Annotated in this window: 22 protein-coding genes; 11 read left to right on the top strand and 11 right to left on the bottom strand. The window is 66.9% G+C overall.

Annotation, left to right across the window (positions count from 1 at the left end; translation table 11 throughout):
• Positions 1–156: 156 nt before the first annotated feature.
• From H7694_RS16055 to dnaA, 7 genes are all read right to left on the bottom strand, one after another.
• A complete protein-coding gene (locus H7694_RS16055) occupies positions 157–561 on the bottom strand; it encodes a DUF3566 domain-containing protein (protein ID WP_193597429.1) in 405 nt (134 codons plus the stop codon).
• A 21-nt stretch (positions 562–582) separates the two neighbouring features.
• Positions 583–3,189, bottom strand: a complete 2,607-nt coding sequence (gene gyrA, locus H7694_RS16050) for a DNA gyrase subunit A (RefSeq protein ID WP_193597428.1) — start codon at positions 3,187–3,189, stop codon at positions 583–585.
• A gap of 173 nt (positions 3,190–3,362) precedes the next feature.
• Entirely contained in the window at positions 3,363–5,459 is a 2,097-nt protein-coding gene (gene gyrB / locus H7694_RS16045) for a DNA topoisomerase (ATP-hydrolyzing) subunit B (RefSeq protein WP_193597427.1), read from the bottom strand.
• 117 nt (positions 5,460–5,576) lie between these two features.
• A complete protein-coding gene (locus H7694_RS16040; protein ID WP_193597426.1) occupies positions 5,577–6,062 on the bottom strand; it encodes a DUF721 domain-containing protein in 486 nt (161 codons plus the stop codon).
• Entirely contained in the window at positions 6,055–7,257 is a 1,203-nt protein-coding gene (gene recF, locus H7694_RS16035) for a DNA replication/repair protein RecF (protein ID WP_193597425.1), read from the bottom strand. Before recF ends, H7694_RS16040 begins: the two co-directional genes overlap by 8 nt.
• Positions 7,258–7,327: 70 nt before the next feature.
• Positions 7,328–8,470: a DNA polymerase III subunit beta gene (dnaN, locus tag H7694_RS16030; RefSeq protein ID WP_193597424.1), complete on the bottom strand. Its 1,143-nt coding sequence runs from the start codon at positions 8,468–8,470 to the stop codon at positions 7,328–7,330.
• A gap of 416 nt (positions 8,471–8,886) precedes the next feature.
• Complete coding sequence (gene dnaA, locus H7694_RS16025; protein ID WP_193597423.1) at positions 8,887–10,278, bottom strand: chromosomal replication initiator protein DnaA; 1,392 nt, start codon at positions 10,276–10,278, stop codon at positions 8,887–8,889.
• Between the two features lie 319 nt (positions 10,279–10,597).
• Here dnaA and rpmH point away from each other — a divergent pair, with 319 nt between their 5' ends.
• From rpmH to H7694_RS15975, 10 genes are all read left to right on the top strand, one after another.
• Positions 10,598–10,735 carry a 50S ribosomal protein L34 gene (gene rpmH, locus H7694_RS16020; protein WP_193597422.1) on the top strand — a complete coding sequence of 46 codons (138 nt, stop codon included), beginning with the start codon at positions 10,598–10,600 and terminating at the stop codon, positions 10,733–10,735.
• Complete coding sequence (gene rnpA / locus H7694_RS16015) at positions 10,683–11,102, top strand: ribonuclease P protein component (RefSeq protein WP_319805258.1); 420 nt, start codon at positions 10,683–10,685, stop codon at positions 11,100–11,102. Before rpmH ends, rnpA begins: the two co-directional genes overlap by 53 nt.
• Entirely contained in the window at positions 11,099–11,449 is a 351-nt protein-coding gene (yidD, locus tag H7694_RS16010) for a membrane protein insertion efficiency factor YidD (RefSeq protein WP_193597420.1), read from the top strand. The genes rnpA and yidD overlap by 4 nt, the downstream gene beginning before the upstream one ends.
• 3 nt (positions 11,450–11,452) lie before the next feature.
• On the top strand, positions 11,453–12,520 hold the full coding sequence (yidC, locus tag H7694_RS16005) for a membrane protein insertase YidC (RefSeq protein WP_193597419.1): 1,068 nt from the start codon (positions 11,453–11,455) through the stop codon (positions 12,518–12,520).
• Positions 12,520–13,014, top strand: coding sequence for a protein jag (locus tag H7694_RS16000; RefSeq protein WP_193597418.1), 495 nt, complete (start codon positions 12,520–12,522; stop codon positions 13,012–13,014). Before yidC ends, H7694_RS16000 begins: the two co-directional genes overlap by 1 nt.
• 149 nt (positions 13,015–13,163) lie before the next feature.
• The gene (gene rsmG, locus H7694_RS15995) at positions 13,164–13,808 is read left to right on the top strand and encodes a 16S rRNA (guanine(527)-N(7))-methyltransferase RsmG (protein ID WP_193597417.1); all 645 of its coding nucleotides are present in this window, start codon (positions 13,164–13,166) and stop codon (positions 13,806–13,808) included.
• 136 nt (positions 13,809–13,944) lie between these two features.
• Positions 13,945–14,247: a GIY-YIG nuclease family protein gene (locus tag H7694_RS15990; RefSeq protein WP_193597416.1), complete on the top strand. Its 303-nt coding sequence runs from the start codon at positions 13,945–13,947 to the stop codon at positions 14,245–14,247.
• Positions 14,248–15,031: 784 nt separating this feature from the next.
• Entirely contained in the window at positions 15,032–15,913 is an 882-nt protein-coding gene (locus tag H7694_RS15985; RefSeq protein ID WP_319805257.1) for a ParA family protein, read from the top strand.
• Positions 15,913–16,896 (top strand): ParB/RepB/Spo0J family partition protein, encoded by a 984-nt coding sequence (locus tag H7694_RS15980; RefSeq protein ID WP_193597414.1) that lies wholly within the window; start codon positions 15,913–15,915, stop codon positions 16,894–16,896. Before H7694_RS15985 ends, H7694_RS15980 begins: the two co-directional genes overlap by 1 nt.
• 42 nt (positions 16,897–16,938) lie before the next feature.
• Positions 16,939–17,271, top strand: coding sequence for a tryptophan synthase subunit alpha (locus tag H7694_RS15975; RefSeq protein ID WP_193597413.1), 333 nt, complete (start codon positions 16,939–16,941; stop codon positions 17,269–17,271).
• A 211-nt stretch (positions 17,272–17,482) separates the two neighbouring features.
• Here H7694_RS15975 and trxA read toward each other — a convergent pair whose 3' ends face one another.
• The 4 genes from trxA to H7694_RS15955 all read right to left on the bottom strand — a co-directional run bounded on the left by trxA (position 17,483) and on the right by H7694_RS15955 (position 22,861).
• Positions 17,483–17,806 (bottom strand): thioredoxin, encoded by a 324-nt coding sequence (gene trxA, locus H7694_RS15970; protein ID WP_193597412.1) that lies wholly within the window; start codon positions 17,804–17,806, stop codon positions 17,483–17,485.
• A gap of 79 nt (positions 17,807–17,885) precedes the next feature.
• Entirely contained in the window at positions 17,886–18,860 is a 975-nt protein-coding gene (gene trxB / locus H7694_RS15965) for a thioredoxin-disulfide reductase (RefSeq protein WP_193597411.1), read from the bottom strand.
• Positions 18,861–19,061: 201 nt separating this feature from the next.
• Entirely contained in the window at positions 19,062–20,675 is a 1,614-nt protein-coding gene (murJ, locus tag H7694_RS15960; RefSeq protein ID WP_193597410.1) for a murein biosynthesis integral membrane protein MurJ, read from the bottom strand.
• A complete protein-coding gene (locus H7694_RS15955) occupies positions 20,672–22,861 on the bottom strand; it encodes a DUF6049 family protein (protein WP_193597409.1) in 2,190 nt (729 codons plus the stop codon). Before H7694_RS15955 ends, murJ begins: the two co-directional genes overlap by 4 nt.
• A gap of 97 nt (positions 22,862–22,958) precedes the next feature.
• On the opposite strand from H7694_RS15955, the gene H7694_RS15950 reads away from it, so the two are divergent.
• Positions 22,959–24,578, top strand: coding sequence for a methyltransferase (locus H7694_RS15950; protein ID WP_193597408.1), 1,620 nt, complete (start codon positions 22,959–22,961; stop codon positions 24,576–24,578).
• Positions 24,579–24,610: the final 32 nt, after the last annotated feature.

The following is a 24,610-nucleotide window of genomic DNA, read 5'->3' as shown; positions in this document are numbered from 1 at the left end:
CCCGCGCAGCGGGAGGGGTCCCCCGCTCTGCGAGCGCAGGGAACATCTCCGCACCCGCCCAACGTAGAAAGCGCCCCTCCTCCGAAGAGGAAGGGCGCTTCACTTCGTCTCGCTGACGCTCGCTCAGTACAGGCGACAGGCTCAGCGACCCAGTCGTCAGTTGGACATGAAGCCGACGAGCAGGCCGCCGGTGACCTTGACCGCGAGGTTGTAGATGCCGGCGAGCACGGCGCCGAGCACCGTGAACACGATGAGGTTCAGGATCGACACGACCGCGCCGAACGCCATCACCTGCGGCAGGCCGATCAGGCTCTGCAGGTCGACGGCGCCGTCGGTCAGCGTGTCGAGGAACTCACCGGTCTGGGCCAGCACGTTGGTCGCCTGCAGCACCATGAAGATGAGGAAGAACGACACCATCGTGACGATCGCCAGCGCGACCGCGCCGAGGAACGACAGCTTCACAGCCGACCAGAAGTCGACGTAGACCAGGCGCAGGCGCACCTGCTTGCCGCTGGTCCTGCGCGTGGACTTCTTCGCCAGCTTGTCTGCCACTGTGCTCATCGGTCAGCTCTCTTCAAGGTCTCAGGCGTCGGGGTTCTCGACTTCGGGGGACTGGGTCTCAGCGTTCTGAGCCTCAGCGCTCTGGGTTTCAGCGGTCTGAGCCTCAGGGGTCTGGGGCTCCGAGGTCTCTGCATCCGACTCGTCTTCATCGTCGATGCCGCGCTCGCTGTTGCGTGCCACGGCGAGGATGCGGTCATCGCCCGTCATACGGGCGAACACGACTCCCATGGTGTCGCGGCCCTTGGCGGGCACCTCGGCCACGGCAGAGCGTACCACCTTGCCGCTGGACAGAACCACCAAGACCTCGTCGTCCTCGGAGACGATCAGACCACCCGCGAGAACGCCTCTCTCGTCGCTCAGCTTGGCCACCTTGATGCCCGTTCCACCGCGCTTCTGCACCTTGTACTCGTCGACGGTGGTGCGCTTCGCGTAGCCGCCGTCGGTGACGGTGAACACGAACGAATCCTCGGCGACGATGGATGCCGAGAGCAGGCAGTCCTCCTCATCCTTGAACTTCATTCCGCGTACACCCTCGGTCGCGCGGCCCATCGGACGCAGTGCGTCGTCGGTCGCGTGGAAGCGCACCGACATGCCCTTCGCGCTGATGAGCAGGATGTCCTCGTCGGCGTTCACGAGCTTCGCGCTGACGAGCTCGTCGCCCTCGCGCATCCGGATCGCGATGACGCCGCCCTGACGGTTGGTGTCGTAGTCGCCCAGGCGGGTCTTCTTCACCAGGCCGCCGCGGGTGGCGAGCACCAGGTAGTCCTTCGCCTGATAATCGCTGATCGCGAGCACCTGGGCGATCTTCTCCTCGGGCTGCAGCGCGAGCAGGTTCGCGACGTGCTGACCCTTGGCATCCCGGCCGGCCTCAGGCACCTCGTACGTCTTGGTGCGGTAGACACGGCCCTTGTCGGTGAAGAACAGCAGCCAGTGGTGGGTCGTGGTCACGAAGAAGTGCTCGACCAGGTCGTCGGCGCGCAGCTGCGCGCCCTTCACGCCCTTGCCGCCGCGGTGCTGCGAACGGTAGTTGTCGCTGCGGGTGCGCTTGATGTAGCCCTCGCGGGTGACGGTGACCACCATCTCCTCGACGGGGATGAGGTCCTCCATCGACATGTCGCCGTCGAACCCGTGCAGGATGTGCGTGCGGCGCTCGTCGCCGAAGCGGTCGACGATCTCGGTGAGCTCGGTGCGCACGATGTCGCGCTGGCGCGACTCGGTGGCGATGATGTCCTTGTAGTCGGCGATCTTCGCCTCGAGGTCGGTCGCCTCGTCGATGATCTTCTGGCGCTCCATCGCGGCGAGACGGCGCAGCTGCATGAGCAGGATCGCCTCGGCCTGCTGTTCATCGATGTCGAGCAGCCGGCGCAGTCCCTCGTTCGCCTCGGCGACCGTGGGGGAGCGGCGGATCAGCGCGATGACCTCGTCGAGCGCGTCGAGCGCCTTGAGGAACGCCTGCAGGATGTGCATCCGCTCCTGCGCCTTGCGTAGCCGGAACGTGGTGCGCCGCACGATGACGTCGAGCTGGTGGTCGAGCCAGTGGGTGATGAAGCCGTCGAGCGCCAGCGTGCGCGGCACGCCGTCGACGATCGCCAGCATGTTCGCGCCGAAGTTGTCCTGCAGCTGGGTGTGCTTGTACAGGTTGTTCAGCACGACCTTGGCCACGGCATCCCGCTTGAGCACCACGACCAGGCGCTGACCGGTGCGGTCGGACGACTCGTCGCGGATGTCGGCGATGCCGGTGATCTTGCCGTCGCGCGCCAGCTCGCCGATCTTCACCGCCAGGTTGTCGGGGTTGACCTGGTACGGCAGCTCGGTGATCACCAGACAGGTGCGGCCCTGGATCTCCTCCACCTCGACGACCGCGCGCATCGTGATCGACCCGCGGCCGGTGCGGTAGGCCTCGTGAATGCCCTTGGTGCCCAGGATCTGCGCGCCGGTCGGGAAGTCCGGACCCGGGATGCGCTGGATGAGGCCGTCGAGCAGCTCCTCGCGGGGAAGGCCCGGGTGATCGAGCGCCCACAGCGCAGCATCCGACACCTCGCGCAGGTTGTGCGGCGGGATATTGGTCGCCATGCCGACCGCGATGCCGATCGAGCCGTTGACGAGCAGGTTCGGGAAGCGCGAGGGCAGGACATCGGGCTCCTGCGTCTGGCCGTCGTAGTTCGGCGAGAAGTCGACGGTCTCCTCTTCGATGTCGCGCACCATCTCGAGCGCGAGGGGAGCCATCTTCGTCTCGGTGTACCGGGGAGCTGCGGCGCCCATGTTGCCAGGGGAGCCGAAGTTGCCCTGGCCGAGAGCCAGCGGGTAGCGCAGCGACCACGGCTGCACGAGACGCACGAGGGTGTCGTAGATCGCGGTGTCACCGTGCGGGTGGTACTGACCCATCACCTCGCCGACCACGCGGGCGCACTTCGAGAACGACTTGTCGGGGCGGAACCCGCCGTCGTACATGCCGTAGATCACGCGTCGGTGCACCGGCTTGAGGCCGTCGCGCACATCGGGCAGCGCGCGGCCGACGATCACGGCCATGGCGTAGTCGAGGTAGCTGCGCTGCATCTCGGACTGCAGGTCGACCTGGTCGATGCGGCCGTGCTCGTGGGCCGGCTCGGGGCGTTCTTCGTCAGTCATTTCAGTCTTTTCCGTGCTCATGGGCCGGGATTGCGGCTGCCGCTTCGCTCGCAGAGCGGGTTCCCTCCCGCTTCGCGGGCCCCTCCCGATGCTCGCTCACGCGGCATCCGCAATCCCTTGCGTTCTGAAGTTGTGTCACCACCGAGATCAGCGGTGTGTGAGGAGTTGGGCAATCAGATATCGAGGAAGCGGACGTCCTTGGCGTTGCGCTGGATGAAGGTGCGTCGTGACTCGACGTCCTCACCCATCAGCACGCTGAAGATCTCGTCCGCGGCGGCCGCGTCGTCGATGGTCACCTGGCGCAGGGTGCGCGTGGTGTGGTCCATCGTGGTCTCCCACAGCTCCTTGGCGTTCATCTCGCCCAGACCCTTGTACCGCTGGATGCCGGCATCCTTCGGCAGGCGCTTGCCGTTGGCGGCGCCGTCCTTGAGCAGCGCGTCGCGCTCGACATCCGTGTACACGTACTCGTGCGGGGCGTTGGTCCACTTCAGCCGGTACAGCGGCGGCATCGCGAGGTAGACGAAACCGGCCTCGATGAGTCCGCGCATGTAGCGGAACAGCAGCGTCAGCAGCAGCGTCGTGATGTGCTGCCCGTCGACGTCGGCATCCGCCATCAGGACGATCTTGTGGTACCGGGCCTTCTCGATGTCGAAGTCCTCGCCGATGCCCGTGCCGAAGGCCTGGATCATCGCCTGGACTTCCTTGTTGCCGAGGGCCTTGTCGAGTCGCGCGCGCTCGACGTTGAGGATCTTGCCGCGCAGCGCCAGGATCGCCTGGGTGTGCGGGTCGCGACCCTGCACCGCCGAGCCGCCGGCCGAGTCACCCTCCACGAGGAAGATCTCGCTGATCGACGGGTCCTTGCTGGTGCAGTCCTTGAGCTTGTCGGGCATCGCGGCCGACTCGAACACGCTCTTGCGACGCGCGGTCTCACGCGCCTTCCGCGCAGCGATGCGGGCGGTGGCCGCGTCGATCGCCTTGCGGATGATGTTCTTCGCCTGCGTGGGGTTGCGGTCGAACCAGTCGCCGAGCTGATCGTTCACGATCTTCTGCACGAACGTCTTCGCCTCGGTGTTGCCGAGCTTGGTCTTGGTCTGCCCCTCGAACTGCGGCTCGCCGAGCTTGATCGAGATGACCGCGGTCAGGCCCTCGCGCACGTCGTCGCCGGAGAGGTTGTCGTCCTTCTCCTTGAGCAGGTTGTTCGCCCGGGCGTAGCGGTTGACCAGGCTGGTGAGCGCCGCGCGGAAGCCCTCTTCGTGCGTGCCGCCCTCGTGCGTGTTGATCGTGTTCGCGTAGGTGAACACGTTCTCGGTGTACGAGGTGGTCCACTGCATCGCGACCTCGAGCGAGATCTTGCGCTCGGTGTCCTCAGCGTCGAAATCGATGATCTCGTCATTGACGGTCTCGGCCTTGCGCACCCGGTTCAGGTACTCGACGTAGTCGACCAGACCACGCTCGTACAGGAAGACATCGCCGGGCTGACGGATGGCGACCGTCCCCTCGTCCTCGATCTCGTACGCGGATGCCGGGCGTTCGTCGCGCAGCTCGATCCGCAGCCCCTTGTTCAGGAACGCCATCTGCTGGAAGCGCGTGCGTAGGGTCTCGTAGTCGAACTCGACCGTCTCGGTGAAGATCTCGGGGTCCGGCCAGAACGTGATGATCGTCCCGGTCTCAGGGGTCTCCTCGCCCTTCTCGAGCTTCTGCTGAGGCACGCCACCGGCGGCGAAGCTGTGCCGCCAGACGTGTCCCTGCCGCTTGATCTCGACGTCGAATCGGGTCGACAAGGCGTTCACGACCGACGAGCCCACGCCGTGCAGACCACCCGAGACGGCGTATCCGCCGCCGCCGAACTTTCCACCGGCGTGCAGGATCGTCAGCACGACCTCGACCGTCGACTTCGTCGGGTCGGAGGAGTGCGGGTCGACGGGGATGCCGCGGCCGTTGTCGACGACCCGGACGCCACCGTCCTCGAGGATCGTCACCTCGATGTTGTCGGCGTAGCCGGCGAGGGCCTCATCGACCGAGTTGTCGACGATCTCGTACACGAGGTGGTGCAGACCGCGCGGCCCTGTGGACCCGATGTACATGCCGGGTCGCTTGCGGACCGCCTCGAGTCCCTCGAGGATCTGGATCGCGTCGGCGCCGTACTCTCCCGGCACCTTGCGGGATTCGGGCTGGGAGTCGCGGGCAGCCGAGTCTTCCGCTCCTGCGTCCCCCGGGGTCCCCGAACCTGTGGTCGGGTCGTTGTCGTCAGCAGCGGGTTCAGGCGTCATCAGAAATGGTTCTCCACATCGAAACTTCCCGCTCATTCTATCGGGTTTCGAGTGGCGACATACGCCTCAAACGCCGTGTGTGCGATTCTGAGCGCTTGAGGGTCCGTTCGTGATGCCCTACCCGTAGGTGTCCCGTGGGCCCCGTCCCGGCACGACGCGGGGTCCCCATTTCCACGATGGAACGTCCGGACCGATGAAGCGCAGGTTCTCGACACCGGCATCCGGGTAGCGGTTGGTGATCTCGGTCATGATGATGCCGCGCATGAACTGCAGGTTCTTCGCCCAGGCGGTCGAGTCGCACTTCACGGTGAGCACGCCGCGCTCGAGCGAGACCGGCTCGGAGTGCTTCGCGGTGTCTTCGCCGGCAAGCTCCGCCCACTGGCGCACCAGATCCTCGGCGGCGAGATTCTTCTCCCAGCCCGAGTCCTTGGTCAGCTTGGCGAGCACGTCGCCGAGGGTGCCGGGGTCGCGGCCCTTGGTGAAGGGCGCGTTGTCATCGTCGACGACCAGCCGCTTCTTGCGCTTCCAGCTCTTCGAACTGGGCTTGAGCCCGCGCAGGCGCAGGTAGGTGGCGACGGTCTCGGGGACCTGCGGATCAGTCATCGTCCGCCTCCTCGCCGTGCTGCTCCGCGCGTTCCGCGCGCTCGTCGCTGATGGTACCCGCGTGGATGCGCACGACATGCCGGTGCAGAGCATCCGGGATGTCATTCTCGACGGCGGCCGTGACGATCACCTGCTCGTACTCGGCGGTGATCGCCGCAAGGCGGCGGCGGCGGTCGGCATCCAGTTCGGCGAAGACGTCGTCGAGGATGAGCACCGGGTCGCCTGCCGGCGACTCGCTGCGCAGCAGCTCGGCCGATGCCAGCCGCAGGGCGAGCGCGACCGACCACGACTCGCCATGTGAGGCGTAGCCCTTCACCGGCAGATCGCGCACGCGCATGATGAGATCGTCGCGGTGTGGGCCGACCAAAGTCAGTCCGCGCTCGATCTCCTTGCCGCGCTTAGCCTGCAGTGCGGCGCGGAACTGCTCTTCGATCTCGCCCCTGACATCGCCCGGGGTCTCCGGATCGGTCGACGGGGTGCCCTCCTCCGGGTCACCGCCCCGCACCGACAGCGCCCACTCGAGCCGCGGCCGGTGGTCGGCGCCGGCGATCGCCGTGTACGCCTCGGTCAGCGGTCCCTGCAGATCGGATGCCAGCCGCAGGCGGGCATGGATGATCTCCGAGCCGAGGGCGATGAGCTTGTCGTCCCATACGTCCAGCGTCGACAGCCCGTCACCGCGGACTCCGCGAGCCCGTGCAGACTTCAGCAGCGCGGTGCGCTGCCGCAGCACACGGTCGTAGTCGGCGATGACCGAGGCCATCCGCGGGGTGCGCTGAATCAGCAGCTGATCTGCGAATCTTCTGCGCGCGGACGGATCACCGCGGACGATCTGCAGATCCTCGGGAGCGAACAGCACGACGTGTGCGTAGCGGGGCAGCTCGTTGGTCTTCGAGGGCGAGCCGTTGATGCGCGCCTTGTTCGAGCCCTGCCTGTTCAGCTGCACCTCGATGAGCACCTTGCGCTCTCCATGGGCGAGGCGGGCCCGGATCACCGCGAATTCGTGGCCGTCGCGCACCATCGGAGCATCCGATGAGACCCGGTGCGAGCCGAGCGTCGCCAGGAAGACGATCGCCTCGGCGAGGTTGGTCTTGCCCTGACCGTTGCTGCCCACCAGCACATTCGGTCCGCTGTGCATGGTGAGATCAGCGGTCGCATAATTGCGGAAATCGACCAGGTTCAGGTGCTCCACAATCACCGGATCAGCCTACCTTCGGCCTGCGACAACGACTGGGCCCGGCTCAGGGCCGCCGGGGCGGTTGTCCGCGTCAGCGCAACAGCAGGTTGGGCTGCAGCAGGTACTTGAACGAATCGAGGCCGGCCTGGTCGACCGAGGTCTGGCTGGTCACCAGCACCGGGCTGAGCTTGTTCGCGTTGTCGCTCGAGGTGAAGGTCACGCGGGTGAACTCGCTCTTGACCGCGCCGAGTGCCTCGAGAAGGTACTGCGGGTTCAGGCCGAGAGTCACCTCGTCGCCGCCGTTGAGGTGTGCGTCGACCGACTCGGATGCGCGGGCCTGCTCGCTGCCGGAGGCATCCATCGTCACCGCGTCGGGGCCGAACGTGAATCGCAGCGGCGCCGACCGGTCGAGCACCAGGGCGACTCGGCGCACCGCCTCGATCAGGTCAGCCGTGTTGATGACCGCGTAGTGGTCGGTCTGCTCGGGGAACAGGCGGCGCACCGGCGGGAAATTGCCCTTGATCAGCAGCGAGGTGACGGTCTTGTTGCCGGCGGTGAACGCGATGATCTCGCGATCGCCCGCGCCCGAGAAGGCGACCTCGATGTTGCCGGCGTGCGCGAAGGTCTTGCCGACCTCCGTCAGCGTGCGCGCCGGGACGAGTGCGGTCTGCTCGGTGACGTCGCCGTCCCACGGCACATCGCGCAGCGAGACGCGGTAGCGGTCGGTCGCGACCAGGCTGAGCGTGGTGCCCGAGACCTCGAGCTGCACGCCGGTGAGAACCGGGGTGACATCGTCGCGGGATGCGGCGAACGCCACCTGTGCGATGGCGGTGCCGAAGTCCTCGGCGGGGACGAGTCCCGTCGAGCCGGTGACCTCGGGGATCGAGGGGTATTCCTCGACGGGCATGGCCGCCAGCGTGAAGCGTGCCGAACCACAGGTGACCGCGATGCCGCCGTCCTCCTCGACCGCGATCTCGATAGGAGCGTTGGGCAGCCGGCTGGCGATGTCGGAGAGCAGCCGGCCGTGAACGAGGATCGTGCCCGGCTCGTCCACCGTCGCCTCGATGGTGGTTCGAGCGGACGCCTCGTAGTCGAACGCCGAGAGGGTGAGCCCTGCGTCGGTCGCCTCGATGAGCACTCCGGCGAGGATCGGCTGCGGATTGCGCTGCGGCAGCAGCTTCACGACGAAGGACACAGCCTCGCTGAACACATCGCGGTTGACCTGGAACCTCACGGGCGCTCCCTCGTTGTACCTCACCCAGCGCAGTGGTCCACTGCGGGCCATCCCATGCTAGTCGTACCGGGCGAAGGCCCCGCTACCCCCGGATCTTTGTCATTCCGGGTTCCGTCCACATTCGTCTGGTGATCGGATGACCCCTGGATGAGATTGATCTCTTAACGGTGTTAACAACTGTGGATACTGTGGATAACCCGGTGGATATCAGCGGAGAGTAGGAAACTACAGGCGTGTGACATGTGGATGCCCTGAGGAATCCGGGGCTGTGGAGGGCATCGGGTCCGAAATCGGCCCTCGACGTTATCCACAGGGTGACCGGCCGGACGGCATCCGCTCGGTCCTGTTTCCACAAGTTATCCACAACCCATGCGGAAAACCCCGCCGATCGGCGTCGTCGCAGGCGACGCGCCGTGTCAGCGTCGGCTGATCTGCGTGGTGATCTCCTGCACCTGGTTGTAGATCGATCGACGCTCCTTCATGAGCTCGCTGATCTTCTTGCAGGCGTACATCACCGTGGTGTGATCGCGGTTGCCGAACAGCTGCCCGATCTTCGGAAGCGACAGGCTCGTGCGCTCCCGGCACAGGTACATGGCGATCTGCCGGGCGATGGCGATCTGCTGCGAACGGCTCGAACCGTAGAGGTCGTCGACGGTGAGCTTGAAGTAGGCGGCCGTCGACGTGATGATGTCGGTCGGCGAGATGATGTTGTCCTCGGTGGTGTCGACGATGTCGCGCAGCACGGTCTGGGCGAGCGAGATGTCGAGCGAGGAGCGGTTCAGGCTGGCGAACGCCGAGACCCGGATGAGAGCGCCCTCGAGTTCGCGGATGTTCGACGACACCACGGTGGCGATGTACTCGAGCACCTCGTCGGGGATGTGCAGTGATTCGCTCTGCGCCTTCTTGCGCAGGATCGCGATGCGCGTCTCGAGGTCTGGGGCCTGCACGTCGGTGATCAGACCCCACTCGAAGCGGCTGCGCATGCGGTCCTCGAAACCGGTGAGCAGCTTCGGGGCGACATCGCTGGTGATGACCACCTGCTTGTTGTGATCGTGCAGCTGGTTGAAGGTGTGGAAGAACGCCTCCTGGGTCTCGGCACGACCCTGCAGGAACTGGATGTCGTCGATCATCAGGATGTCGACCTCGCGGTACCGGCTCTGGAAGGCGGCGCCGCGGTTGTTGGCGATCGAGTTGATGAAATCGTTCGTGAATTCCTCGCTGGAGACGTACCGCACCTTGACCCCGGCGTAGAGCGACTGCGCGTAGTCGCCGATGGCGTGCAGCAGGTGGGTCTTGCCCAGTCCCGAGTCGCCGTAGATGAACAGCGGGTTGTAGGCCTTCGCCGGCGCCTCGGCGACCGCGACCGCCGCGGCGTGCGCGAACCGGTTCGACTGGCCGATGACGAAGTTGTCGAAGGTGTACTTCGGGTTCAGGCGCGACTCGTGACGCAGCACCGCCGGTGGCTCGATCGCGGTCTCGAGACGGACGGGCTCGGGAGTGGAGAAGTCGGGGACGGCGATCGGCGCGGTCGGCTGGTCGGCGAGCTCGTGGTTCACGACCGTGCGGTACGAGGTCACCTCGTCACCGATCACCGAAAGGGCCTCCATCAGCGGAAGGCGCAGGCGCTTGTTGATCTGCGCGGCGGTGAGGTCGTTCGGCACGTCGAGGTAGAGCACCCCGGCCATGACACCTGCCGGCACGACCAGGCTGAGAAAGCCGTGCAGCTGGGGCGAGACGCGCTCATCCTCTGAGAGGTGCTCCAGCAGGGTCGACCAGATCGGCACGTCGGGCTGGGCTGCAGAGGTCATGGCGCTCCGGGCGAAGTTGTGGAGAGGTCCCGCGAATCGGGATCTCCACCTGTGGATAACATCGGATGCCACGGTAGTCATCGCGTGCGTGAACAGCAAGCCGCCCCCGGAAACACGCGGGTGTGTCGTGTGCCGGCCCGATCTCCACAGATGTGGATAATGGGTGTGCGCAACCGGTGGACGGCATCGCGGCATCCACCGGTCGATTTGCCCTGCGCCCCGGCGAGTCGTACCCTTAATCGGTTGACTTATGCCTAACGGCAGAACCCCCTGTCTCCGGATGAAAGAACCCCGGTGACACCATTCCCGGAGTGATTCCATGAGCAAGCGCACTTTCCAGCCCAACAACCGTCGTCGCGCCAAGAAGCACGGCTTCCGCGCCCGCATGCGCACCCGCGCCGGCCGTGCCATCCTCTCGGCCCGCCGCGCGAAGGGCCGCAGCGAGCTCTCGGCGTAAGCCTTCGCCCGGACCCGCCGTGCTCGCCCGGCCGAATCGTCTGACCCGCGGTGTCGATTACCGCCAGGTGGTTCGGCGCGGCACGCGATGCGGCGGTCCGCGGCTGATCACCTCCGTGCTGCCCACAGCACGGGAGGGTGCGCCGCGGTTCGGGTTCATCATCAGCAAGCAGGTTGGAACCGCCGTGGTTCGGAACACCGTTCGCCGCCGTCTGAAAGCGGTGTGCGCGGAATTCCTCGAGGCGGTTCCCGAGGGCACGGATGTCGTCATCCGTGCCCTTCCGGCATCCGCCGACGCCGACTTCGCCGCGCTCCGCTCCGACGTGGCCCGCTGCATCAGCCGTCTCGTCGGCCCGGTGCCGGCATGAGCGCGCTCCCGTCCTATGCCTTCGGCACCGCGAAGTTCCATGCCGCGGATCTGCTGCGCAGCATCCTTGTCCTGCCGCGAAATGCCGTCCTCGCCTTGCTGGTCGTCTACCGCGCCGTCGTCTCCCCGCTGTACGGAGACGTGTGCAGGTATTACCCGTCCTGCTCGGCTTACGCTGTAGGTGCGGTTCAGCAGCATGGCGCTGTGTGGGGAGCGGTGCTCTCGGCGTGGCGCATCCTGCGGTGCAATCCGTGGAGCAAGGGCGGCGTCGACGACGTCCGTCCCCACGCTCACTTCCGATACGACCTGACTCCTCGCGGGTTCGTCGTACCCGCTCGAAAGGACTGAACAGTGGGTCTTGACCTTCTGCTCGCAAGCTCGACCAGCCAGCCGGCATCCGGCGGCGGTTTCGATCTGTTCGGCATGATCCTCTGGCCGCTGAAGTGGATGGTCGAGCTGATCCTCGTCGCCTGGCACTGGCTGCTGACGGTCGTCGGCCTGCCGGCGGCCGAGGGTGTGACCTGGGTGCTCGCGATCGTCGGTCTGGTGATCGTCGTCCGTGCCGCGGTCTTCCCGCTGTTCGTGAAGCAGATCAAGAGTCAGCGGAAGATGATGGAAATCGCTCCTGAACTGCGAAAAGTTCAGGAGAAGTACAAGGGCAAGCGAGACCAGCTCTCTCGTGAGGCGATGAGCCGCGAGACGATGGCGCTGTACAAGAAGCACGGCACGACGCCGATGTCGAGCTGCCTTCCGCTGCTGGTGCAGATGCCGATCTTCTTCTCGCTGTACAGCGTGCTGGTCGACGTGCAGAAGATCCGCGACAACCCGTCGTTCAGCGGTGTCGGGATGCTGAGCAACGAGCTCACCCAGCAGTTCTACGACGCGCGCCTGTTCGGCAGCGTCTCCCTTCACGAGACGCTGAGCGTCGCGTGGGAGGACCAGAACACCCTCGCGATCGTGATCATCGCCACGCTCGTGGTGCTCATGATCGTGTCGCAGTTCTTCACCCAGCTGCAGATCATCTCGAAGAACCTGTCGCCCGAGGCCAAGACCGGCCAGGCGTACCAGATGCAGAAGATCATGCTCTACGTGCTGCCGCTGGGCTTCATCTTCTCGGGTGTCTTCTTCCCGCTCGGTGTGGTTATCTACTGGTTCGTCTCGAACCTGTGGACCATGGGCCAGCAGTTCATGGTCATCCGCGAGATGCCGACGCCCGGCTCTGAGGCCGCGCGAGCTCGCGAGGAGCGTCTGGCTCGCAAGGGCAAGGCGATCAACGCCGAGGGCAAGGTCGTTCCGATGGCTGTGTACGAGGCGGAGCAGCAGCGCAAGCTCGAAGAGGTGGAGCGTGCCAAGGCTGAGATCCCGAAGCGAGAGCAGCCGATGAGCAAGAAGCGCGCGAAGAAGAAGGGGTCCAACTGATGGCCATTGAGGAACTGAAGGAGTCGGCAGACGCGACGGTCGAAGAGCTCGAGAAGGAGGGCGACTTCGCCGCCGACTTCCTCGAGGAGCTGCTCGACATCGCCGACATCGACGGCGACCTCAATCTCGACGTCCGTCAGGGGCGCGCCTATGTCTCGGTCGAGGCGGACGGTGGTTCGCTGCCGGTGCTGTCTGCCCCCGAGACCGTTCAGGCTCTTCAGGAGCTGACGCGTCTGGCCGTGCAGAATCAGACCGGAGCGTTCTCGCGCCTGATCCTCGACATCGGCGGTTCGCGCGACACACGTCGCCGCCAGCTCGAGGCACTGGTGGATGCCGCCGTCGCAAAGCTCGATGGGGGAGCAGGCCAGGCCTCGCTGCCCGCGATGTCCAGCTACGAGCGCAAGCTGGTGCACGACATCGTCTCTGAGCGAGGCCTCGTCTCGGAGTCCTATGGCGACGGTGCTGATCGCCACACGGTGATCTCCCGCCACTGATGTTTCACGTGAAACGCCCGGTCGTTGAGCGAGCGAAGCGAGACGAAACGCCCTTCGAGCAGGTCGAGTAGTCTCGGTCGTTGAGCGAGCGAAGCGAGACGAAACGTCCACCGCAACCCACCCACTCTTCAGAACCCCCGGAGCCCCACATGTCCGACGCGATCGTCGAATCAGAGCCCGCCGCTGCGGCGGAGCTCTTCGGTGACCGCATCGACCTTGCACGCCGGTTCACCGCGGCCCTCGCTGCCGGGGGAGAGTTGCGTGGCCTGATCGGGCCGCTCGAGCTTCCTCGTCTGTGGACGCGCCACATCCTGAACTCCGCGATCGTGGCTCCTCTGTTTCATGGCTCGGTTGCCGACATCGGCTCAGGTGCTGGCCTTCCCGGATTGGTTCTCGCGATCGCACGGCCCGATGTGCAGTGGACTCTCGTCGAGCCGATGGAGCGTCGCGTGACGTGGCTGACCGAGCAGAAGGATGCTCTCGGTCTGGACAATGTCGCGATCATGCGCGCTCGCGCCGAGGACGTGGGCCTGGAGTTCGATGTGGTGACGGCACGAGCTGTGAGTGCACTGCGGACTCTGATCCCGATCACCGCTCCGCTGGTGAAGGATGGCGGGGAACTGGTCTTCCTCAAGGGTCATAACGTGCCCGCCGAGATCGAAGCGGCGCAGAAGGTGCTGCGCAAGCACGAGGTGACCGAGGTCTCGGTCGAGGTGCTCGGCGAGAACGTCCTCGCCGACACGACCCGGGTCTTCCGCGCCCGCGTCCGCGCCTGTGACCCCGCCGGTCGTTGAGCGAGCGAAGCGAGACGAAACGTGGATGCGAGGGGGTAGGTGTATCTCCCTGCACATCTCGCTGTTTCACGTGAAACATCCACAGCAGCCGCCCCGCGCGGGGTATGGGCGTACACGATCGAGCTACCGTCCTCGCATGGGCTACGTCTACATCCTCCGCTGCTCCGACGGAACCTTCTACGTGGGCAGCACACGCGACCTGCACCGACGCCTTGAGACTCATGCTCAGGGGCTCGGCAGCAACTACACCTCGTGCCGGCTGCCGGTGGAGCTGGTGTGGTTCGACGAGTTCGAACGGATCGATGAGGCCTTCGGGCTGGAGAAGCGGATCCAGGGGTGGAGCCACGCGAAGCGTCTCGCGTTCATCGAGGGCGGTTTCGACGCGATCAAAGGGTGGAGTGCACGCGAGCGCAAGCTCCGCGCCACCCCTGGTCGTTGAGTGGTGCTTCAAGTTTGCGTGCGCCGCGTGGGGGCATTTCGTCTCGGCTTCGCCTCGCTCAATGACCGGCGCTGTTCCGGTCGTTGAGCGAGCGGAGCGAGACGAAACGCAGAATGTCGGTGTTTCACGTGAAACGTCTAGGACCCGGGGGAGGAGCTTGGGGCCCACCGCGAACGAAGGTGCGCGTCGGGCGGCATTTCGTCTCCTCGCTGCGCTCATCGCTCATGACCGGTTGGTCGTTGAGCGAGCGGAGCGAGACGAAACCTCGCACCATCGGTGTTTCACGTGAAACCTCGCCGCTCTCGTTCGGCGGATGGCTGGTCGATCGGAAGAGTGGGGCGGAGGGTCATTTCGACTCGGCTTCGCCTCGCTCAATGACCGGTGCTGTTCCGGTCGTTGAGCGAGCGGAGCGAGACGAAACGCAGAATGTCGGTGTTTCACGTGAAACGTCTAGGACCCGGGGGAGGAGCTTGGGGCCCACCGCGAACGAAGGTGCGCGTCGGGCGGCATTTCGTCTCCTCGCTGCGCTCATCGCTCATGACCGGTTGGTCGTTGAGCGGGCGGAGCGAGACGAAACGAGTGCGTGGGCCGTGGGGGCATTTCGTTTCGGCTTCGCCTCGCTCAATGACCGGGGGATGCCGGCTTCACCACGCTCGGTGAGCGGGGAAGAGGGGGTGCGTTTCGTCATGTCGGGGCGCGCGATTAGAGTGGTAGACGGTCCCGAAAGGAGTCGATGTTTCACGTGAAACCATCCGACAACGCATCGCCGAACGAAGATTTCGGGATGGATACCCCGCTTGCTCGGGAGCTCGCCGATCTCTCCACTCGTCGTAAGGCGCTTCGGGACATCGAAGTCTCTTTCTCTGGCGACACGCGGATCTTCACCATCTCCAACCAGAAAGGTGGCGTCGGCAAGACGACCACCGCGGTGAACCTCGCCTCCGCCCTCGCTGAGCTCGGTGCCAAGGTCCTCGTGATCGACCTAGACCCGCAGGGCAACGCGTCCACAGCGCTCAACGTCACGCATACCGCGGACACCCCGAGCGTCTATGACGTACTCATCGACGAGTTCCCCTTCGGCGACATCGTCCAGCCGAGCCCCGAGTCACCCAATCTCTTCTGCGCTCCGAGCACCATCCACCTCGCCGGTGCCGAGATCGAACTGGTCTCGCAGGTCGCCCGCGAGTTCCGGCTGCGTCGCGCCTTGGACACCTACCTCGCCGACAACCCGATGGACGTGGTCATCATCGACTGCCCGCCATCGCTCGGGCTGCTCACCATCAACGCCTTCACCGCGGCATCCGAGGTTCTCATCCCCATCCAGTGCGAGTACTACGCACTCGAGGGCCTCAGCCAGCTGCTCGGCAGCATCCAGATGATCCAGAAACACCTCAACCCGGAGCTCCGGCTCTCGACGATCCTGCTCACGATGTTCGATGCGCGCACGCGCCTCGCCCAGCAGGTCGCAGACGAGGTTCGCTCGCATTTCCCCGAACAGGTCCTCGACGCGGTGATCCCACGATCCGTCCGCGTCTCAGAGGCACCGAGCTTCGGACAGACCGTGATCGCCTACGACGGATCATCCGCAGGAGCGATCGCCTACCGTGAAGCCGCCGTCGAGATCGCCCGTCGGGCGCCGCAGGCAGCGCAGAAGAAGGAGAACTGATGGCCAAGCGAACTGGACTCGGGCGTGGAATCGGCGCACTCATCCCGACGACGGATCAGTCGGAGCGTCCGGTCGACGTGTTCTTCCCCGGAGCCACGAAGGTCAAGACGACCGATGTGACCCCCGCCGCCCCCGAGACGGGTGACGCGCAGGATGCTGTGGAGCTCACCGAAGTGCCCGGCATCCACCTCATTCAGCTCGACCCGAAACAGATCGTCCCGAATCCCCGTCAGCCGCGCACCCACTTCGACGAGGATCACCTCGCCGAACTCGTGCACAGCGTCCGTGAGTTCGGCGTGCTGCAGCCCGTCGTCGTCCGCAAGAACGCCGACGGCGACTACGAGCTCATCATGGGGGAGCGGCGTACCCGGGCGGCACGTGAGGCCGGTCTCACAGAGATCCCGGCGATTGTCCGCGACACGGCTGATGAGGACTTGCTGCGCGACGCGCTTCTGGAGAACCTGCACCGTTCCGAGCTGAATCCGCTCGAAGAGGCATCGGCCTACCAGCAGCTGCTCGAGGACTTCGGCATCACGCAGGAGGAACTCGCCACACGGATCGGTCGCTCGCGTCCGCAGATCAGCAACACGATCCGCCTTCTGCGGCTGCCGGTTCCCGTGCAGCAGCGCGTCGCGGCAGGTGTCCTCACCGCCGGTCACGCCCGTGCGATCCTCTCGGTCGAGGACGCGGAGCGGATGCAGCAGCTCGCCGACAAGGTCGTGAATGAGGACCTCTCGGTGCGAGCCACTGAGGCCGCCGCGAAGATGATGCCGGTCACCTCCGGTAAGACTGCGAAGCCGCAGCCCGGTGCTCGTCGCGCCTACCTCGACGAGGTTTCGGGCAAGCTCGGTGACCGGCTCAACACGCGCGTGCAGATCTCACTCGGTGCTCGAAAAGGCCAGGTCAAGATCGAGTTCGCCTCGATCCAAGATCTCAACCGGATTCTTGCCGAACTCGGTGAGGAAGCCTACGGATCGCGCTGAACTCCGACCGTTCACACGGGTCCGGGGACGTAGGCTGGAGGGATGACCGAATCCGTTCCGCGCCGAGCCAGCCTGGAGGTGCTGCGCGCCGAAGCCGCCGATGAACTGGCGGTGCTGGTGCAGGAACGGCTGCACGCCGGCGAGGACCCGTGGGACTTCATGGAGGAGCTGCCGAGCGTCGACGAGCTGGTGGTGTACCTGCTTCGGGCCGAGAACATCCTCGCGAACGACAGTGTTCGGCCGAACGCGGCACGGCACTATCGCGTGCTGCGTCAGATCGCGATCGAGTACCCGGAACTCACGACGACCGTGTGGGGGATGCTGGGGGAGAAGCGGCATCGCAGGTGGGATCCCACCATCGCTGACGCGTCCTGACCGGGGGCTGACGCTCTTCTACGAGCGAGACACCTGTGTGCTGCTGGAGCCCTTCGAGAGCCTCAGGGACCCAGCCAAGTAGACACCCTTGAACAAGTACGACCCTTCGACAGGCTCAGGGACCCAGCAACCGCCAGACCGCCACCAAGACCCACCGAAAAACGACGAAGCCCGCCGCCTGAGAGGCGACGGGCTTCGGGAAGCACGGGAATCAGCCGATGAACGCGGCGAGATCCTGCTCGAGAGCGAACTTCGGCTTTGCACCGATGATCGTCGTCTTGACCTCGCCGCCCTGGAACACCTTCATCGCGGGGATCGAGGTGATCTGGTACTTCATCGCGAGGTTGGGGTTCTCGTCGACGTTCAGCTTGAGGATCGTGATCTTGTCGGGGTGCTCGGACTGGATCTCATCGAGAACCGGCGCGACCATGCGACACGGTCCGCACCACGCGGCCCAGAAGTCGACGAGGACGGGGCCGTCGGCCTGGAGCACGTCCTGCTCCCAGGTCGCCTCGGTGGTTGCCTTGGCAGTCATGGAATCTCTCTCTCAATCAGTAAGTGCGGCTCGGTGTCACCCGGTGAAACACCGGGCACGGGCAAACTGTTCCCGGCGGTCAGCCGACGATGATCTCGGCGGCCTCAGCGGCCGGCACCTCGACGGAGGCGTCTTCGAGTGATGCCAGGAAGTGCTCCACGTCGAGAGCGGCGACGACACCGGATCCGGCGGCGGTGGCGGCCTGACGGTAGGTGGGGTCGATCACGTCACCGGCGGCGAAGATGCCGGGCACCGAGGTGCGCGACGAGCGGCCGTCGACCCAGATCGTGCCCTCGGGGGTCAGGTCGAGTTTGTCGTGCACGAGGTGCGTGCGCGGGTCGTTGCCGATCGCGACGAACACGCCCTGCACGTCGAGTTCACGGGTCGAGTCGTCGACGACCGAGCGCAGGCGCACGCCGGTGGTCTCGAACTCGCCGAGGATCTCTTCGACCTCGCTGTTCCACACGAACTCGATCTTCTCGTTCGCGAACGCCCGCTCCTGCATGATCTTCGAGGCGCGCAGTGAGTCCTTGCGGTGGATCACGTACACCTTCGAGGCGAAGCGGGTGAGGAAGGTCGCCTCTTCCATGGCCGAGTCGCCGCCGCCGACCACGGCGATCGTCTTCTCACGGAAGAAGAAGCCGTCGCAGGTGGCGCACCACGAGACGCCGTGACCGGACAGGCGCTCTTCGCCCTCGATGCCGAGCTTGCGGTACGCCGAGCCGGTCGCGTAGATGATCGTGTGCGCCTCGTGCACGGCACCGGTTCCGAGGGTGACCTTCTTGACCGGGCCGTCGACATCGAGTTCGACGACATCGTCGTACAGGACCTCAGTGCCGAACTTCTCGGCCTGCTCCTGCATCTTGACCATGAGGTCGGGACCCTGGATGCCCTCCGGGAAGCCCGGGAAGTTCTCGACATCGGTCGTCTTGGTCAGCTCGCCGCCGACCTCGACCGAGCTGGCGACCAGCAGCGGATTCAGGTTGGCGCGCGCGGCATAGATGGCAGCGCTGAATCCGGCCGGACCCGAACCGATGATGATGACCTGACGCATGTGCTCTCCTCTGTCGGCGGGCGCGTCACAGGACGCGAGAAACCCGCCACGACTGCTTCAACCCATGGTAACCGCGCCACATTCCCCCGGGCTGTGCATCGCGGGCGCGCGACGGCATCCCACCACGGCATCCGGATCTCGAGGACGTCCCGACGCCCCGGAAACCGAAGAGAGTGGATGCCGTAACGGCATCCGGCACGCTCAGCGCCGCCCGGCGAACCTCTTCACGAGCCCCGAGACGACGCTCAGCTCGGGCGCGCGCAGGATGAACAGCACCGCGAGGTAGACGACCACCGTCACACCTCCGACGACGCCGGTGCCGACGGCACCGAGCAGGCGTCCGGTCATCCCCTCGGATGCGACGGCCCAGCCGTCCGTGCCGCCGAGGAGCAGGTACGTGCCCCAGCCGGCGAGGCCGGCGGGGATGGCTGCGAGGGCGAAGCGTCCCAGTGACAGCAGAATCCGCGGGAACTCGAGTCCGTCCAGGCGCCGGCGCAGCAGCACCAGCGCGATGATCGTCTGCACCAGGCCTGCCAGAGACTGCCCGAGTGCGACGGCGGCCGCGAGCTGGCTGAGCGGCACGAACAGGGGCGCGACGAGCGCGGAGATCACGATCAGCGAGCACTGCACAATGGTGAACCAGAACGGCGTGCGGGTGTCGCCGTAGGCGTAGAACGTGCGCTGCACGATGAACAGCACCGACAGCGGCAGCAGGCCGACGAGGTAGCAGATCAGCACGGGCGCCGCCTGCACCGCATCGCTCCCGTCGTCGGTGAAGATGCGAGTGGCGGGCACGGATGCCACGGCCAGCGCCACCGTCGAGACGACGATGAACAGGCTGATCGCACGGATGCTGCGGGCGACGTCACCGCGCACCTCGTCGTGTCTGCCCTCGGCGGTGTGCTCGGCGATCTGCGTGAAGTAGGGCGTCCCGATCGACACAGCGAAGATCGAGTACGGGAGCATGAACACCAGCCAGGCGGCCATCATGATGGTGCCTGCGGGGTGATCGCCTGAGGCCTGCGAGACGATGTTCGACTGCGCGAGTCCCGCGAGCTGACCGGCGATGACCATCATGAAGGTCCAGCCGGCGAGCTTGCCGACATCACCCAGGCCCACGCCCTTCCAGCGGAAGTCGGGCCGCAGGTGCAGCCCGGTGCGCCTCCACGCCAGCAGCAGCAGGGCAGCCTGCACGGCGATGCCGAGGGTGGCGGTGCCACCCATCACGGCGATCATCGTGGGATCCCACATCTCGACACGATTGCGGTTGTCGCCGAACAGCAGCATGAACAGGATGAAGCCGATGATCGAGATGACGTTGTTCGCGATCGGCGCCCAGGTGTACGGCCCGAAGACGCGCTTGGCGTTCAGCGTCTCGCCGATGAGCGCGTAGAGCCCGTAGAAGAAGATCTGCGGCAGGCACCAGTACGCGAAGGCCGTGCCGAGCGCCAGCTGGTCGGGGGTGAACTGGCTGGAGTAGATGAACACCAGCCACGGCGCGAGTGCCATGGCCAGGCCCGTCGCCGCGAGGAACACCACCGTGCCGAGCGTGAACAGCTTCGAGATGAACGCCTGCCCGCCGTCCTTGTGACTGGCGGACTTCACGATCTGCGGGATGATCACGGCGGTGAGCACACCGGTCTGGATGATCGTGAAGACGTTGTTGGGCAGCTGATTCGCGGTGCTGAAGGCGTCACTGGCGCGCCCGAGCGATCCGATCGCCGCCAGCAGCACGATCGTGCGGATCAGTCCGGTGATGCGCGAGACCAGGGTCCCCGCACCGAGGACCGCACTCGCCCGTCCCAGACCGCTCATCGTTTCCCTTCGCCGGCCCCGGGGCCGGGTTCCGTCGCCGTATCGGATGCCGCCTCGGCGCCGGATGCCGTCGCCGCAGACTCTGCCGACCCCGCCACAGCATCCGCCCCGGCATCCCCAGCCACAGCGTCAGCATCCGCCGCACTCTGGCGCCGACGGCGCACCGTCCGGATGAGACCGAACACGAACAGCAGCGCGATGATCCCGGCGAGGATGCCGATGCCGATGCCCTCCCAGTCGGCGCGGAGCGTCACATCCGCGGCGGCGGGCTGCCCGATCGGCACGCCGGTCGGGCTGGTGAGCCGGAAGTCGACCTCGACCTCACCGCTGGCCACTCGGGCCTCGATGGGCACGTCGACGCGCGTGCTGCTGGCGGCGAGGGCCTCGACCTCGGTGACCGGCTTGATGTCCAGGCGCGGGTCGGAGGGGTCGCTGTGCAGCAGCACCCGCACCGTCCACGGCAGGTCATTGCGGATCCACACCGGCAGCGGGGCCGCCGAGGTGATCAGCTGCACCGGTTTCGGGCGCTGGATGCTGACCGAGCCGAGCAGGTCCTGTACATGGGCGGTGCGGGCTGCGGCATCCGCCGCGAAGGTCTCGTCGTCGACGCCGACTGCGATCGTGCGCAGCAGACGGATGCGCTCAGGGGCGAGCATGAGCGCCGGCACGTCGAGCACGGTCGAGAACGCCCGCAGGCGCTCCTCGCCGGCGAGCATGGCGGTCAGCGCGTTGGCGCGGGTGGCGTCGGCCTCACCAGTGAGGGTGGCGGATGCCGGCGGCGTCGCCCGCAGTGCCGCCAGCCCGACGGTCGGCGAGGCGAACGTGCTCAGCAGCGAGCGCAGCGCGACGGGGGAGCGGGTCTCGGAGCGGTCGAGGCCCACGAGCACGGGATCCGACTTCTCGGCGGCGAAGAAGAGATGCCCCGCGGCCGCCGCGAGCTCACGCCCGATCGCGGGCAGCTCAGTCAGTTCCGCGGCGGCGGACAGGCGGGCGGATGCCGCGGCATCCGTGACCAGCACGCTGGAGTCGCCGACCGCGGAATGCGGTCCGGCGGCGGCATCCAGTGAGGTCGAGGGGAGGATCGTCGTCGCAGGCTGGCCCAGGTACGTGTCGAAGACGGTCAGGTCGCCGCCGGTGACGTCGGCGCGGGGCCAGAGGATGTCGGTTCGTGCGCCCGAGATCGCCGCGAGGGCGGTGTTGTCGGGCAGCTCCGGTTCGGCGGATGCTGTCGGCGACGCCGCCGGGGTGGGCCCGGGCGTGCTCGCCGGGAAGTCGTCGGGCTGCAGCAGTGGGCCGAGGTCGAGCGGTCCGAGCATGGCGGGCAGCTTCGCGTGCACCTGCGTCGTCGGGTCGGCGTCGGCGAACTGCAGGGTGAAGATGTCGTTCGGCAGCCGCTCCAGCCGGTCGAGCCAGTCGATCGCGGTCTGCGGCGCGCGCGTGCCGAGCAGGCGGATGGCGGTCGGGATCGCCGGGTCGACGGCGAGCACGGCGGCAGTGCCGGTGACCGCGTCGAGCTGGCCGGTGAGGGCGCCGTCCTGCGCGGTGAGCTCGGTGAGTTCCTGGGCGGTCAGCAGCGAGCCGTCGGCCGGCGTGGCGGTGATGGGCACGAGCACAGCGACCGTGCGCTCGCCCGGGGCGGCGACGACGGCGACGGTGGTCGCGGTGAGGCTCGTCGTGGTCGTGTCGTCGAGGGCGGCGCCGCTGAGGCGGGCGCGCACCGCGTAGACGCCCGGCTGCGCGATGCCCAGGTCGACGGCATCCACCACGGTGCTGATCTGTGCCGCCTCACCGGCCGCCACCTCGGGCGTCGCCTCGGTGGCGACCGTGGAGAAGGCGCCGGATGCCGTGCCGATGTCGAGCCAGGTGTCGACGGCGCTGCCGTCGGTGAGCGGGGTGGGGTTGACCTCGAGCGAGACGGCCGCGGCGCCGAGGGCGCTGTCGGTGTCGTTGGTGAGGGTGATCGTGCTCACCAGCGGCCCGCCGGGCTCGATCGTCGCACCCGCTCCGGTGGAGACCGCGAGCCCGACGGTGCCCTCTGCGGCCTCGGCCTCGCCGTCGCCGGTCTCGGCGGCGGCAGGGGCCGCGCCTCCCAGCGCGATGGTGCCGACGACGAGCAGCGCGGCGAGCCGGCTCAGCAGCCGTCGCGCGCGCGGGCGGTGGCCGTCGCGGGGGGATTTCGCAGTCATAGTCGACGTCGGCGGTGCCGGGGATCCGGGCATCGTCGACGCCCCCGATTCTAGGCCGCGGGGCACGGTGAACCCTGAAGGCGCGTAAAGTGACGCCGTGCCGGATCGTGACCATCCCCGCCCCGACCTCTCCCTCGCGAGGGCGCTCGCCGCCGACCTGGATGCCGCGGACTTCCGTTCCGATCCGCTGCGGCGGCTGTGGGGGGAGGAGGCCGACGACGCGCTCGGGCGCGGACTGCGCGAGCCGATCCTGCGGGCGATCGCCGGTCGCCGTGATGCGCTGCCGACGCTCGGACGGCTCCTCGTGCTCGGGATGCCGCAGCCGCAGGATGCTGTGCAGCACGCCCTGCCTCGACTGGGCGTCGACGGTCTCGTCGCGCTCGGCCTCGCGCGGGTGGAGCACGGTGAGGTGGCGCCGCAGGCGATCATCCGTCCGCAGTCGTTCGTGGATGCCGATGGGGTCGGCGAGTGGTGGATCGCCAGCGACCTGGATGAGATCGCGCTGGGCGGATCCCTTCCTGCCGACCATGTGCTCGGGGTCGGCGGTGCCTCACGGACGCTCGCCGAGCTCGTGATCCCTGTTCCGGTCGAGCGCGCGCTGGATCTGGGCACCGGATGCGGCATCCAGGCCCTGCTCGTCTCGCGCCACGCCCGCGTCGTCATAGCCACCGACATCTCGGACCGCGCTCTCGCCTATGCGGAGCTGAACGCGCACCTCAACGGCGTGCACAACATCGAGTTCCGTGCCGGCAGCCTGTTCGAACCCGTCGCCGGCGAGGCGTTCGACCTGATCGTCTCGAACCCGCCGTTCGTGATCACCCCGCGCGCCACCGGGGTTCCGGAGTACGAATACCGTGACGGCGGCCTGATCGGGGATGCGCTGGTCGAGAGCGTGCTGAGCGCGGCGCCCGACCACCTCACCCCGGGCGGGGTTGCGCAGCTGCTGGGCAACTGGGAGTCCCGCGACGGCGAGCCGGGCATGGAGCGCGTGCGCTCATGGGTGGCCGACGACCTGGACGTGTGGGTGATCCAGCGCGAGGAGCTCAGCCCGCTGGCGTACGCCGAGCTGTGGATCCGCGATGGCGGGACGCTGCCGAGGGATGCCGGGTTCTCGCGCCTGCTGTCGGCCTGGCTCGACGACTTCACCGCCCGCGGCGTGACCGCGATCGGTTTCGGCTACATCCTCCTCCGCCGCCCCGCCTCCGCCTGGGTCCCTGAGGCTCTCGAAGGGCCCGACCCCGCCTGGGTCCCTGAGGCTCTCGAAGGGCCCCAGCCCACCTGGGTCCCTGAGCCTGTCGAAGGGCCGGAGCCCCACCACACACCCACCCGGCTCCGCCGCTTCGAGACGCTCACGCAGCCGGTGTCCGATCTCGGCCGCGCCCTCGGCGCGGGCCTGGCCGCGCATGATGCTCTCGCCGACGGCATCCCGGAGCGTCTCACCGTCGCACCCGACGTGACCGAGGCGCGCCACCACATGCCGGGCAGTGAGCATCCGAGTGTGATCGAGCTGCGGCAGGGTGGCGGCTTCGCCCGCACGATCAGCGTCGACTCCGCTCTGGCGGGTTTCGTCGGAGCGTGCGACGGCGAGCTGACGGTCGTGCAGATCGTCTCGGCCCTGTCCGACCTGTTCGAGGTGCCGCTGGATGACCTCTGGGCCGACCTCGAGCCGCGCATCCGCCGGCTGATCGAGGACGGGCTGCTGCTCCCGACATCCTGAGCGCGGAATAGCATCCGGCATCCATTCGTTCG

The organism is Microbacterium sp. YJN-G (genome assembly GCF_015040615.1).
Lineage (GTDB): Bacteria > Actinomycetota > Actinomycetes > Actinomycetales > Microbacteriaceae > Microbacterium.
Note: the sequence above shows the minus strand (reverse complement) of the source record. Positions and strands in the feature narration are given on the sequence as shown.